The following is a 12,484-nucleotide window of genomic DNA, read 5'->3' as shown; positions in this document are numbered from 1 at the left end:
ATGGGTGCCCTACTCCCGGCCGAGGTCGCGGTGCTTCGTGCTGACAGCGACGCCGGGAAGGGCGCGGAGGAGGCTGGAGAGCTCCTCGGCGACGGCCACCGAGCGGTGCTTGCCGCCGGTACAGCCGATAGCGATCGTAGCGTGTCTCTTGTTCTCGCGCTGGTACCCCGCGAGCACCGGGGAGAGCGCGCGGGCGTAGGCCCGGACGAACTCCTCAGCCCCCTCCTGGCCCAGCACGTACTCGCTGACGGCCTTGTCACGACCCGTCAGCGGGCGGAGCTCCGGGGTCCAGAACGGGTTCGGCAGGAATCGCATGTCGGCCACCATGTCGGCGTCCGCCGGGGTCCCGTACTTGAAGCCGAAGCTCATGACGGTGACGCGCACGCCGGCGTCGTCCGCGCCGCTGAACTGCTCGGTGATGGCCGTGGCCAACTGGTGGATGTTGAGCTCGGAGGTGTCGATGACGAGGTCGCTGGCCTCGCGGATCTCGATCATGCGCGCGCGCTCGGCCGCGATGCCGTCGAGCAGCGTGCCGTTGCCCTGGAGCGGATGCGGTCGGCGCACCTGCTCGAAGCGCCGCACGAGCGCCGCGTCGGTCGCCTCGAGGAAGAGGACCCGGAGCCGGGGACCCGTGCCGAACGTCTGGAGGATGTCGCGGAGCTCCGAGAAGAAGTCGCCCCCGCGGACGTCGACCACCGCGGCGATCTTGGGGAGGGACGTGCCCGCACGGCCGGCGAGCTCGACGAGCGGCTTGAGCATCTGCGGCGGGAGGTTGTCGACCACGTACCAGCCGAGGTCCTCCAGCGCGTTGCCGACGGTGGAGCGGCCCGCGCCGGACATGCCCGTGACGATCATGACGTCCTGCTGGGGGTTCTCCACGCTCATGCGGGCTTGCACCTCTCGTCGCGCTGTCGGTGGATCCAGTCTAGGTGCGACCCACGACCCCGGGTCGGGCCCGGTCAGGAGCGGAGGCGCTCGTAGACGGCCTGGGCGAGCGTCGGTCCGATGGTGCGGACCGCGGCGATCTCCTCCACCTCGGCCTGCTTGAGCTTCGCGACCGAGCCGAACTGCTGGAGCAGGCGCTGCACGCGCGACGGCCCGAGTCCCGGGATCTCGTTGAGCACCGACGTGATGTCGCGCTTCCGCCGGGCGCGCTGGTGCGTGATCGCGAACCGGTGCGCCTCGTCGCGGATGCGCTGGATGAGGAAGAGGGCGTCGCTGTTGCGCGGCAGGATGATGGGGTAGTCGGAGTCCGGCAGCCAGATCTCCTCGAGGCGCTTCGCGATGCCCGCGAGCTGGATCCCCGTGACCCCCGACTCTTCGAGCGCCCGCTGGGCGGCGGCGACCTGCGGCTGCCCGCCGTCGACGATGAGCAGGTTCGGGCTGTAGGAGAACTTGTTGACCGGGGGCGCCTCGCCGAGCTCAGGCGGAGCGGCATCCGCCGGCACCTCCGCCTCCTTGCCGAGGTAGGCGAGGCGGCGCGTGATGACCTGGTGGATGGACTCGGTGTCGTCCGAGGAGTCGGCGATGTTGAAGCGGCGGTACTGGTCCTTGCGCGGCAGGCCGTCCTCGAAGACCACCATGGACGCGACGATGTTCGTGCCGCTCAGGTGCGAGACGTCGTAGCACTCCATGCGCAGCGGCGCGTCGGGCATGCCGAGCGCCTCCTGGATGTCGGCCAGCGCCTTCGAGCGCGTGGTGAAGTCGGAGCTGCGGCGCGTCTTGTAGAGCATGAGCGCGTTCTGCGCGTTGGTCGCCGCCGTCTGCGCGAGCGCGGCCTTGTCCCCGCGCTGGGCGACCCGCAGGTCGACCTGCCACGAGCTCGGTCGCCCCCGGCGGACGGTGCCGTCGTCCTCCCCCGCCGCCCGTCGCTGGCTCAGCCACAGCTCGAGTTCGGCGGCGTCGGCCGGCAGCTCCGGGACGAGGACCTCGCGCGGCGGATGCGCCTCGTCCTCGTAGGCGTTGTGGAGCACCGTCTCGACGAGCTCGCCGATGCCGATGTCGAGCTCCTTGTCGACCACCCACGTGCGCGTGCCCCGGATGCGTCCGCCGCGGACCATGAACTGCTGCACTGCCGCGGCGAGCTCGTCCGCGGCGATGCCGAACACGTCGGCGTCGACACGGTCGTCGAACACGACCGCGGTCTTCGAGAGCGCGGCCTCGAGGGCGCCGATGTCGTCGCGGTGGCGGGCGGCGGCCTCGTAGTCCATCTCCGCGGCGGCGTCCTTCATCCGCTGGGTGAGCTGGCCCACGTACTTCGAGTCGTTGCCCGCCATGAAGCTCACGAAGTCGTCCGCGATCTCGCGGTGCTCCTCCTCCGAGACGCGGCCGACGCAGGGCGCGGCGCAGCGGCCGATGTCGCCCAGCAGGCACGGGCGGTTGGTCTGGCGGGCGCGCTTGAAGGTGCTCTCGGAGCAGGACCGCACGGGGAAGACCTTGAGCATGTGGTCGACCGTCTCGCGGATGGCCCACACCTTCGTGTACGGCCCGAAGTACTTGGCGCCGCGGATCTTCCGGTTGCGGGTGACCATGACCCGCGGGTACTCCTCGCCCAGCGTGACCGCCAGGTACGGGTACGACTTGTCGTCCCGGAACTTGACGTTGAAGGGCGGGTCGAACTCCTTGATCCACGTGAACTCGAGCTGCAGAGCCTCGAACTCGCTGCCGACCACGGTCCACTCCACCCCGGCCGCGGACGTGACCATGCGACGGGTGCGCTCGTGCAGGCTCTCGAGCGGCGCGAAGTAGTTGGCGAGGCGGGCCCGGAGGTTGTTCGCCTTGCCCACGTAGAGCACGCGGTCCGCGGCGTCGCGGAAGCGGTACACGCCCGGCGACGTGGGGATCTCCCCCGCCGCCGGACGGTACCCGACGGTGTCGGCGCGGGCCATCAGACGGCCGCGCGCTCCTCGCGCGCACGCGACGACGCGACCGCGGAGGCCTCCGCCTCGGCCTCGAATACCTCGCGGAGGAACCCGCCGGTGTAGCTCTCCGGCACCGTGGCGAGGTGCTCGGGGGTCCCCGTCGCCAGGACAGTGCCGCCGCCCGCGCCGCCCTCGGGGCCCATGTCGATGAGCCAGTCGGCGGACTTGATGACGTCGAGGTTGTGCTCGATGACGATGACGGTGTTGCCCTTGTCGACCAGGCCGTTGAGCACGAGCAGGAGCTTGCGCACGTCCTCGAAGTGGAGCCCCGTGGTCGGCTCGTCGAGCACGTAGACGCTGCGCCCGTTCGACCGTCGCTGCAGCTCCGTCGACAGCTTGACGCGCTGCGCCTCGCCGCCGGAGAGGGTCGTGGCGCTCTGCCCGAGACGCACGTAGCCGAGGCCCACGTCGACGAGCGTCTTCATGAAGCGGTGGATGGCCTGAATCGGCTCGAAGAACTCCGCCGCCTCGCTGATGGACATGTCGAGCACCTCCGCGATGCTCTTGCCCTTGTAGTGCACGCTCAGGGTGTCGCGGTTGTAGCGCGCTCCCCCGCACACCTCGCACGCCACGTACACGTCGGGCAGGAAGTTCATCTCGATCTTGATGGTGCCGTCGCCGGAGCACGCCTCGCAGCGCCCGCCCTTGACGTTGAAGCTGAAGCGGCCGGGCAGGTAGCCGCGCGCCTTGGCCTCGGTGGTCTCGGCGAACAGGGTGCGGATCCGGTCGAACACGCCCGTGTAGGTGGCCGGGTTCGAGCGCGGGGTGCGGCCGATGGGGTTCTGGTCGACGTGGACGACCTTGTCGAGGTTCTCGAGACCCGTGACGCGGGCGTGCTTGCCCGGGACCTTGCGCGCGCCGTTGAGCTCGTTGGCGAGCACGCGGTACAGGATGTCGTTCACGAGCGACGACTTGCCCGATCCGCTGACGCCCGTGACGGCCGTGAGCGTGCCGAGCGGGAACGCCGCCGTGACGTTCTGCAGGTTGTTGGCGCGGGCGCCCACCACCTGGATCTGCCTCTTCCTGTCGATCTTGCGGCGCTTCGCCGGCGTCGCGATGGCTCGACGGCCCGCGAGGTAGTCGCCCGTGAGCGACTCGCGGTTCTCGATGAGACCCGCGTAGGAGCCGGAGTGGACGACCTTGCCGCCGTTGACGCCCGCGCCCGGTCCGATGTCGACGATCCAGTCGGCCGTGCGGATGGTGTCCTCGTCGTGCTCGACGACGATGAGCGTGTTGCCGAGATCGCGGAGCTTCACGAGCGTCTCGATGAGCCGGCGGTTGTCGCGCTGGTGCAGCCCGATGGAGGGCTCGTCGAGCACGTAGAGCACGCCCGTGAGACCGGAGCCGATCTGCGTGGCCAGGCGGATGCGCTGCGCCTCGCCGCCCGAGAGCGACGCCGCGGCGCGCGCCAGGTTGAGGTAGTTGAGGCCCACCTCGATGAGGAAGTCGAGCCGCACTCGGATCTCGCGTAGCACCTGCGCGGCGATGTGCGCCTCGCGATCGGTGAGCTCGAGCTGCGCCATGAAGGTCTGCGCGTCGGAGAGGCTCATCTCCGCGACGTCCGCGATGTTCGCGCCGTGCACGAGCACCGCGAGCACCTCGGGCTTCAGGCGCTTGCCGTCGCACACCGGGCACGGGATCTCGCGCAGGTACTCGCCCCAGCGGGCGCGCTGGTTGTCGGTCTCGGCCTGGGCGAACTGGCGCTCGATGTAGGGCATGACGCCCTCGAAGCCGGAGGAGTAGGTCATCTCGCGGCCGTAGCGGTTCTTCCACTTGACCTGGACCTCGAAGTCGTTGCCGCGGAGGACCGCCTCGCGGACCTCCTCCGACAGCTTCCGCCAGGGCGTGGTGAGCGAGAACTTCAGATCGCGCGCGAGGCCCGCGAGCAGCTTCTCGTAGTACTGGAAGAGGCCCTTGCCCTGCGTGGTCCACGGCAGGATGACCCCGTCGGCGATGCTCAGCGACTCGTCGCCGATGAGCAGCTCCTGGTCGACCGACATGCGCGTGCCGAGGCCCGAGCACTCGGGGCAGGCGCCGAACGGGGCGTTGAAGGAGAACGTGCGCGGCTCGATCTCGGTGAGCTGGATCGGGTGGTTGTTCGGGCAGGACAGCTTCTCCGAGTACGTCTGGAGGCCGGCGGGGCCCTCGACGTCGACGAAGTCGATCATCACGATGCCGTCGGTGAGGCGGAGCGCGGTCTCGAGCGAGTCGGTGAGGCGCCCGAGGATGTCGTCGCTCGCGACGAGCCGGTCGACCACGACCGAGATGTCGTGCTTGTACTGCTTCTTGAGCTTGGGCGGCGAGCTGAGCTGGATGAGCTCCCCGTCGACGATGGCGCGCGAGTAGCCGCCCGAGGCGAGCTCGGCGAAGAGGTCGACGAACTCCCCCTTCTTCTGCGACACGATGGGGCTGACGATCTGGTACCTGGTGCCGGTCTCCAGCTCCATGAGCTGGTCGGCGATCTGCTGCACCGTCTGCCGCGAGATGCGCTCCCCGCACACGGGGCAGTGGGCGACGCCGATGCGGGCCCAGAGGAGGCGCATGTAGTCGAAGATCTCGGTGATGGTGCCGACCGTGGACCGCGGGTTGCGGTTCGTGGACTTCTGGTCGATGGAGACCGCGGGGCTCAGCCCCTCGATGAAGTCGACGTCCGGGCGGTCGACCTGCCCGAGGAACTGACGCGCGTACGCCGACAGCGACTCGACGTAACGGCGCTGCCCCTCGGCGAAGATCGTGTCGAACGCGAGGGACGACTTGCCGGACCCGGACAGGCCCGTGAAGACGACGAGCGAGTCGCGCGGGATGTCGAGGTCGACGTCGCGGAGGTTGTGGACGCGAGCGCCGCGGACGCTCAGGAGGGACGAGGACTCGACGGGGGAGATGGACACCCGTCCATCGTATGCGTCGCCACCGACACCTCCGACGGCGCGGGGGTCGGCGGCCATGGCCGCTCCCCCACGCCGACCCGTCAGGACAGGTGCCCGGCCTTCTCCATCTGCCGGAGCTCCCGCTTGAGGTCACCCAGCTCGTCGCGGAGGCGTGCCGCGAGCTCGAACTTGAGCTCGCCCGCGGCCTGCAGCATCTGGTCGTTGAGGTCGGAGATGATCGTCTCCAGCTCGTTCGCCCCTGCTGCCGCCTTGCCCTCGCGTCGGAGGTTCGGCGTGGGCGAGCGCTTGCCGCCGCCGCGCCCCTCGAGCATCTTCTTCGTGTCCTCGCCCTCGCGCGCCAGGATCTCCGTGATGTCGGCGATGCGCTTGCGCAGCGGGGTGGGGTCGATGCCGTGCTCGGTGTTGTACGCGACCTGCCTCTCGCGACGCCGGTCGGTCTCCTCGATGGCGCGCTTCATGCTGTCGGTGAGGACGTCGGCGTACATGTGCACCTCGCCGGAGACGTTGCGCGCCGCGCGGCCGATGGTCTGGATGAGCGACGTGGACGACCGCAGGAAGCCCTCCTTGTCGGCGTCGAGGATGGCGACGAGCGACACCTCCGGCAGGTCGAGGCCCTCGCGCAGCAGGTTGATGCCGACCAGCACGTCGTAGATGCCGGCGCGCAGCTCGCTGAGCAGCTCGACGCGGCGGAGCGTGTCGACGTCCGAGTGGAGGTAGCGCACGCGCACGCCCGCCTCGGCGAAGTAGTCGGTGAGCTCCTCGGCCATCTTCTTGGTGAGGGTGGTGACGAGGATGCGCTCGTCCTTCTCCACCCGGATGCGGATCTGCTCCAGCAGGTCGTCGATCTGGCCCTTCGTGGGCTTCACCACGATGGCCGGGTCCACCAGACCCGTGGGGCGGATGATCTGCTCGACCACGCCGTCGCCCATGCCGAGCTCGTACTTGCCGGGCGTCGCCGACATGTACACGGTCTGCGGCACGCGCTCGGTGAACTCGTTCCACTTCAGCGGCCGGTTGTCGAGCGCGCTGGGCAGGCGGAAGCCGTGCTCCACGAGCGTGCGCTTGCGCGACGAGTCGCCCTCGAACATGGCGCCGATCTGCGGGACCGTCACGTGCGACTCGTCGATGACCACGAGGAAGTCGTCCGGGAAGTAGTCGAGCAGGCAGTGCGGGGCCTCCCCCGCATCACGCCCGTCGATGTGCCGCGAGTAGTTCTCGATGCCGGAGCAGAAGCCGATCTGCTGCATCATCTCGATGTCGAAGTTGGTGCGCATGCGCAGCCGCTGGGCCTCGAGCAGCTTGCCCTCGCGCTCGAGCACGGCGAGCCGCTCCTCCAGCTCCTGCTGGATGGTGCCGATGGCCCGCTGCATGACCTCGGTCTCGGCCACGTAGTGCGACCCCGGGAACACCGACACCGAGTCCATCTTGCGGACCACGTCGCCCGTGAGCGGGTGCAGCGTGTACAGCGCCTCGATCTCGTCGCCGAACATCTCGATGCGGATGGCCAGCTCCTCGTACATGGGGATGATCTCGATGGTGTCGCCGCGCACGCGGAAGTTGCCGCGCGAGAAGTCGACGTCGTTGCGCTGGTACTGCATGGAGACGAACTTGCGGATGAGGGTGTCGCGGTTGATGTGCATGCCCACCTGGAGCGCGACCATCGCGTTCATGTACTGCTCGGGCTGGCCGAGGCCGTAGATGCAGGACACCGTGCTCACCACGACCACGTCGCGACGGCTCAGCAGCGAGTTGGTGGTGGAGTGGCGCAGGCGCTCGACCTCGGCGTTGACCGACGAGTCCTTCTCGATGAAGGTGTCGGTCTGCGGCACGTACGCCTCGGGCTGGTAGTAGTCGTAGTAGGAGACGAAGTACTCGACCGCGTTGTCCGGCATGAGCTCGCGGAACTCCGTCGCGAGCTGGGCGGCGAGGGTCTTGTTGTGGGCGAGGATGAGCGTGGGCCGCTGCACCTGCTCGATGAGCCAGGCCGCGGTCGCGGACTTGCCGGTGCCGGTCGCGCCCAGGAGCACGACATCCGGCTCGCCGGCGTTGACCCGGCCCGCCAGCTCGGCGATGGCCGTGGGCTGATCGCCGCTCGGGGAGTACTCGCTGACGACCTTGAAGGGGCGCACGGACCGGGTGGGCTGCATGCTCCCGAGTCTACGAGCGGCCTCCGACACCGCCGGACAGGTTCACCCAGAGCCGATCCGTCTGCTCGAGCGTCGACGCCAGCGAGACGCCGGAGTCGATGACGTCGTCGGCGACCGCGAGGCGCTCCTCGTCGGACGCCTGCAGGGCGATGCGGCGCTCGGCCTCCTCGGGGGCCATGCCGCGGAGCTCGACGAGCCGACGGATCCGCTCCTCGCGCGGGGCGTGCACCACGACGATCCGCTCGAACTCGTCGCCGCGGCCGGACTCCACGAGGAGCGGGATGTCGTAGACGACGATCGCGTCGGGATCGGCCTCCCCCGCCTCCGCCATGCGCTGCACGGAGAGGGCGCGGACGGCCGGATGGGTGATGGCCTCGAGGTCGCGGCGGGCGTCGGGATCCTGGAACACGATCGCCCCGAGGGCCGCCCGGTCCAGCGCGCCGTCGGCGGCGAGGACGGCATCCCCGAAGCGGCGGGCGATGTCCGCCAGCGCGGGCGAGCCCGGCTCGACGACCTCGCGGGCCAGCCGGTCGGCGTCGATGCGCACCGCACCGAGCTCCGCCAGCCGGTCGGCCACCACCGTCTTGCCCGCGGCGATGCCGCCCGTCAGTCCGATCACGCGCATGGATCCAGCCTAGGCGCGGGCAGGACGAGCCGCGTCCCGGGCGGGCCGCGCACGACGGAGGCCGCCCTCCCCGAAGGGAGAGCGGCCTCGTCGTGGTGCGGGTGGGACTACTTCGAGCTGGACAGCTTCTCGCGCAGGGCGGCGAGGCTCTCGTCGTCCGCCAGCGTGCCGGCGCCCGTCGAGTCGCTCGTGAAGCCGGGGCCGGCGGACGTGATGCCCGTGTCGGCCGCCTCGGCCTCGGCTGCTGCCGCGACCTGCTTCTTGTGGGCCTCCCAGCGGGCCTGAGCGGCGGCGTACTGCTGCTCCCAGGTCTCGCGCTGGGCCTCGAAGCCCTCCTTCCACTCGTTGGTCTCCGGGTCGAAGCCCTCGGGGTACTTGTAGTTCCCCTGGTCGTCGTACTCGGTGAGCATGCCGTAGAGGGCGGGGTCGAACTCGGTGCCCTCGGGGTCGACGCCGTCGTTGGCCTGCTTGAGGCTCAGCGAGATGCGGCGACGCTCGAGGTCGATGTCGATGACCTTGACGAACACCTCGTCGCCGACGGACACGACCTGCTCGGCGAGCTCGACGTGCTTGCCGGAGAGCTCCGAGATGTGCACGAGGCCCTCGATGCCCTCGGCCACGCGGACGAACGCACCGAACGGCACCAGCTTGGTGACCTTGCCGGGCGCGACCTGGCCGATGGCGTGCGTGCGGGCGAAGACCTGCCACGGGTCCTCCTGCGTCGCCTTGAGCGACAGCGACACGCGCTCGCGCTCCAGGTCGACCTCGAGGATCTCGACGGTCACCTCCTGGCCCACCTCGACGACCTCGCTGGCGTGCTCGATGTGCTTCCAGCTGAGCTCGGAGACGTGCACGAGGCCGTCGACGCCGCCCAGGTCCACGAACGCGCCGAAGTTGACGATCGAGGAGACCACGCCCTTGCGGACCTGGCCCTTCTGGAGGTTGTTGAGGAACGTGCTGCGGCTCTCGGACTGCGTCTGCTCGAGCAGGGCGCGACGCGACAGGACCACGTTGTTGCGATTCTTGTCGAGCTCGAGGATCTTGGCCTCGATCTCCTGGCCGAGGTACGGCGTGAGGTCGCGGACGCGGCGCAGCTCGATGAGCGAGGCCGGGAGGAAGCCGCGGAGGCCGATGTCCACGATGAGGCCGCCCTTGACGACCTCGATGACGGTGCCGGTGACGACGCCGTCGGACTCCTTGATCTTCTCCACGTCGCCCCACGCACGCTCGTACTGCGCGCGCTTCTTGGACAGGATCAGACGGCCTTCCTTGTCCTCCTTCTGGAGGACGAGGGCCTCGACGGTGTCGCCGACCTTGACGACCTCCGTGGGGTCGACGTCGTGCTTGATGCTCAGCTCACGCGAGGGGATGACGCCCTCGGTCTTGTAGCCGACGTCGATCAGGACCTCGTCCCGGTCGATCTTCACGACGGTGCCCTCGATGAGGTCTCCGTCGTTGAAGAACTTCAGTGTCTTCTCGACCGCGGCGAGGAAGTCCTCAGCAGATCCGATGTCGTTGATCGCGACCTGCTTGGGCGCCTTGTCGGTCGTTGCGATTGTCATGTAGTTAGTGCTCCAGGATGGGCATGAATAAGGCCGCTGGCGCGGACCCGCGCGGGTACCGGTCGAGCGGCGGACGGATGGGTCGTCGCAGAACTGCGACAGTCGATCTTAGACCCGGCCCCCGAGCCGGGACAACCGCGCCGCGCACGTCGGCGCGCCGTGACCGTCCTGCCCGCGCCGAGGGCCGCGACTCAGCGCAGGACAGCGGCGCGGAGCGTGTCGAGGCCGACTCCGCCGATGTCGAGCGCGCGGCGGTGGAACTCGCGGATGTCGAACGCGGCACCCTCGCGGCGGCGGGTCTCGTCGCGGAGGTCCTCCCAGATGCGCTGGCCCACCTTGTACGAGGGGGCCTGCCCCGGCCAGCCGAGGTAGCGGTTGACCTCGAAGCGCACGAAGGACGGATCCATGTTGACGTTGCGGCCCATGAAGTCGAAGGCGAACTCGGCGTCCCAGGCGGCCTCGCCGTCGGGCCGCGTCTTGCCGAGGTGCACGCCGATGTCGAGCACCACGCGGGCGGCGCGCATGCGCTGGCCGTCGAGCATGCCGAGGCGGTCGGCGGGGTCGTCGAGGTAGCCGAGCTCCTGCATCAGGCGCTCGGCGTACAGGGCCCAGCCCTCCGCGTGGCCCGACGTGCCCGCGAACCGGCGCCAGGTGTTGAGCTCCGCCTTGTTGAAGGTGGCCTGCGCGATCTGCAGGTGGTGGCCCGGGACGCCCTCGTGGTAGACGGTCGTGAGCTCGCGCCAGGTGTCGAACTCGGTGACGCCCTCGGGCACCGACCACCACATGCGGCCGGGGCGGCTGAAGTCGTCGGCGGGGCCCGAGTAGTAGATGCCGCCCTCCTGCGTCGGGGCGATCATGCACTCCAGCGCCCGGATCTCCTCGGGGATGTCGAAGTGCGTGCGGCCGAGCTCCTCGACCGCGCGGTCGCTCGTCTCCTGCATCCACGCGCGCAGGGCGTCCGTGCCGTGGAGCTTCCGCGAGGCGTCGCCGTCGAGGTGGGCGATGGCCTCGAGCACGCTCGCGCCCGGGAGGATCTCGCGCGCGATGGCCTCCTGCTCCTCCACCATGCGGGCCAGCTCGCCGACGCCCCACTCGTACGTCTCGTCGAGGTCGACCTCCGCGCCGAGGAAGGAGCGCGAGCGGAGGGCGTACTGCTCGCGGCCCACCGCGTCGGCCTCGCGGCCGGCGGGCTCGAGCTCGGTGCCGAGGAACGCCGCCAGGCGCGCGTAGGCGGTGCGGGCCTCCTCGGCGCGAGCACCGAGGTCGCGCCGGAGCGACTCGGGCAGCTCGCCCGAGTCGGGCCGCGCGTCCTCCGCGAAGGAGCGGAAGAAGCCGTCGGGCGCGGCCTGCCGCTCGACCTGGCCGAGCACCTCGCGGATCTGCCGCTTCGCCGGGGTCTGTCCCCGGCGCACGCCCTCGCGGAGCGTCTCGATGTAGCCGTCGACGGCGCCGGACACGTTGCCGAGGCGTGCGGCCAGGTGCTCCCAGTCGCCCTCGGTGGCCGTGGGCGAGATGTCGAACACCTCGCGGATGCCCTGCGCGGGCGAGGCGATGACGTTGAGGTCGGACAGGTGGACGCCCGCGTCGTGCATCTCGACGTCGAGCTCCAGCTCGCGCGTGAGGTCCATGCGGGTGACCTCGTCCACCGCGTCGACGGGACGGGCGTCAGCGAGCTGCCGGATGACCGCGCGCGCCGCCTCGGCGTGCGCCGCGTGGCCCGCGGGCGACGTGTCGCCGTACTCGCCCTCGCGTCCCGGGCGGCCGAGGTAGACGCGCTCCTCGGGGTGCAGCTCGAGCGACGCGTCGATCCACCCCTCGGCGATCCGGTCGATGTCCGTCTGCGGTCGGGGGGCCTTCGGCGTCGTCGTCATCCCTCGACCGTACCGGCTCCCAGCAGCGACCGGACGGCCGCGGGATCGGTGGCGCCACGCAGCCGCTCGGCGCACACGGGGTCGAGCAGGATCTCCGCGAGCCGCGACAGCAACGCGATGTGGCCGCCGCCCGTGGCCGCGATGCCGATGACGATGCGGACGTCGTGTCCGTCCCAGTCGACGCCGTCGGGGAGGCGCAGGACGCTGATGGCGTCGGCCCGCACCAGATCGCGTCCGGCGGCGAGCGTGCCGTGCGGGACGGCGACGCCCTCGCCGACGAAGGTCGAGACGGAGCGCTCGCGCTCGACCATCGCGTCGACGTAGCCCGGGTCGACGGCGCCCGCCGCCACCAGGGCCTCGCCCGCCTGGCGGATGGCGGCCTCGCGATCGGCGGCGTGCGCGTCGAGCCGGATGGACCCGGCCGCGAGGAGGTCCGAGAGTCGTCCGTTCGTCATGCCGTGGTGCTCCTC

8 protein-coding genes are annotated in these 12,484 nt (G+C 70.3%); all 8 read right to left on the bottom strand.

Annotation, left to right across the window (positions count from 1 at the left end):
* Nucleotides 1-9: 9 nt before the first annotated feature.
* The 8 genes from rapZ to AWH51_RS09200 all read right to left on the bottom strand — a co-directional run bounded on the left by rapZ (nt 10) and on the right by AWH51_RS09200 (nt 12,469).
* Nucleotides 10-885 carry an RNase adapter RapZ gene (gene rapZ, locus AWH51_RS09235; RefSeq protein ID WP_063071785.1) on the bottom strand — a complete coding sequence of 292 codons (876 nt, stop codon included), beginning with the start codon at nt 883-885 and terminating at the stop codon, nt 10-12.
* Nucleotides 886-959: 74 nt separating this feature from the next.
* A complete protein-coding gene (uvrC, locus tag AWH51_RS09230) occupies nt 960-2,888 on the bottom strand; it encodes an excinuclease ABC subunit UvrC (protein WP_063071784.1) in 1,929 nt (642 codons plus the stop codon).
* Complete coding sequence (gene uvrA, locus AWH51_RS09225) at nt 2,888-5,809, bottom strand: excinuclease ABC subunit UvrA (RefSeq protein WP_063071783.1); 2,922 nt, start codon at nt 5,807-5,809, stop codon at nt 2,888-2,890. The genes uvrC and uvrA overlap by 1 nt, the downstream gene beginning before the upstream one ends.
* An 80-nt stretch (nt 5,810-5,889) precedes the next feature.
* On the bottom strand, nt 5,890-7,956 hold the full coding sequence (gene uvrB / locus AWH51_RS09220; protein ID WP_063071782.1) for an excinuclease ABC subunit UvrB: 2,067 nt from the start codon (nt 7,954-7,956) through the stop codon (nt 5,890-5,892).
* A gap of 10 nt (nt 7,957-7,966) precedes the next feature.
* Nucleotides 7,967-8,581 carry a dephospho-CoA kinase gene (gene coaE, locus AWH51_RS09215; protein ID WP_063071781.1) on the bottom strand — a complete coding sequence of 205 codons (615 nt, stop codon included), beginning with the start codon at nt 8,579-8,581 and terminating at the stop codon, nt 7,967-7,969.
* A 107-nt stretch (nt 8,582-8,688) separates the two neighbouring features.
* Nucleotides 8,689-10,143, bottom strand: coding sequence for a 30S ribosomal protein S1 (rpsA, locus tag AWH51_RS09210; protein WP_063071780.1), 1,455 nt, complete (start codon nt 10,141-10,143; stop codon nt 8,689-8,691).
* A 191-nt stretch (nt 10,144-10,334) separates the two neighbouring features.
* Complete coding sequence (locus AWH51_RS09205) at nt 10,335-12,014, bottom strand: DUF885 domain-containing protein (RefSeq protein WP_063071779.1); 1,680 nt, start codon at nt 12,012-12,014, stop codon at nt 10,335-10,337.
* Entirely contained in the window at nt 12,011-12,469 is a 459-nt protein-coding gene (locus AWH51_RS09200; RefSeq protein WP_063071778.1) for a PTS sugar transporter subunit IIA, read from the bottom strand. The genes AWH51_RS09205 and AWH51_RS09200 overlap by 4 nt, the downstream gene beginning before the upstream one ends.
* Nucleotides 12,470-12,484: the final 15 nt, after the last annotated feature.

The sequence above is a fragment of the Clavibacter tessellarius genome, assembly GCF_001618005.1.
In the GTDB taxonomy this organism is placed as follows: domain Bacteria; phylum Actinomycetota; class Actinomycetes; order Actinomycetales; family Microbacteriaceae; genus Clavibacter; species Clavibacter tessellarius_A.
This window is presented reverse-complemented; position numbering and strand designations above follow the sequence as displayed.

Bases quoted from the DNA above. Each gene is read 5' to 3' on its own strand.
- AWH51_RS09200 (WP_063071778.1), bottom strand. From the start codon at position 12,469: ATGACGAACGGACGACTCTCGGACCTCCTCGCGGCCGGGTCCATCCGG.
- rapZ (WP_063071785.1), bottom strand. From the start codon at position 885: ATGAGCGTGGAGAACCCCCAGCAGGACGTCATGATCGTCACGGGCATG.
- AWH51_RS09205 (WP_063071779.1), bottom strand. From the start codon at position 12,014: ATGACGACGACGCCGAAGGCCCCCCGACCGCAGACGGACATCGACCGG.
- uvrC (WP_063071784.1), bottom strand. From the start codon at position 2,888: ATGGCCCGCGCCGACACCGTCGGGTACCGTCCGGCGGCGGGGGAGATC.
- rpsA (WP_063071780.1), bottom strand. From the start codon at position 10,143: ATGACAATCGCAACGACCGACAAGGCGCCCAAGCAGGTCGCGATCAAC.
- coaE (WP_063071781.1), bottom strand. From the start codon at position 8,581: ATGCGCGTGATCGGACTGACGGGCGGCATCGCCGCGGGCAAGACGGTG.
- uvrB (WP_063071782.1), bottom strand. From the start codon at position 7,956: ATGCAGCCCACCCGGTCCGTGCGCCCCTTCAAGGTCGTCAGCGAGTAC.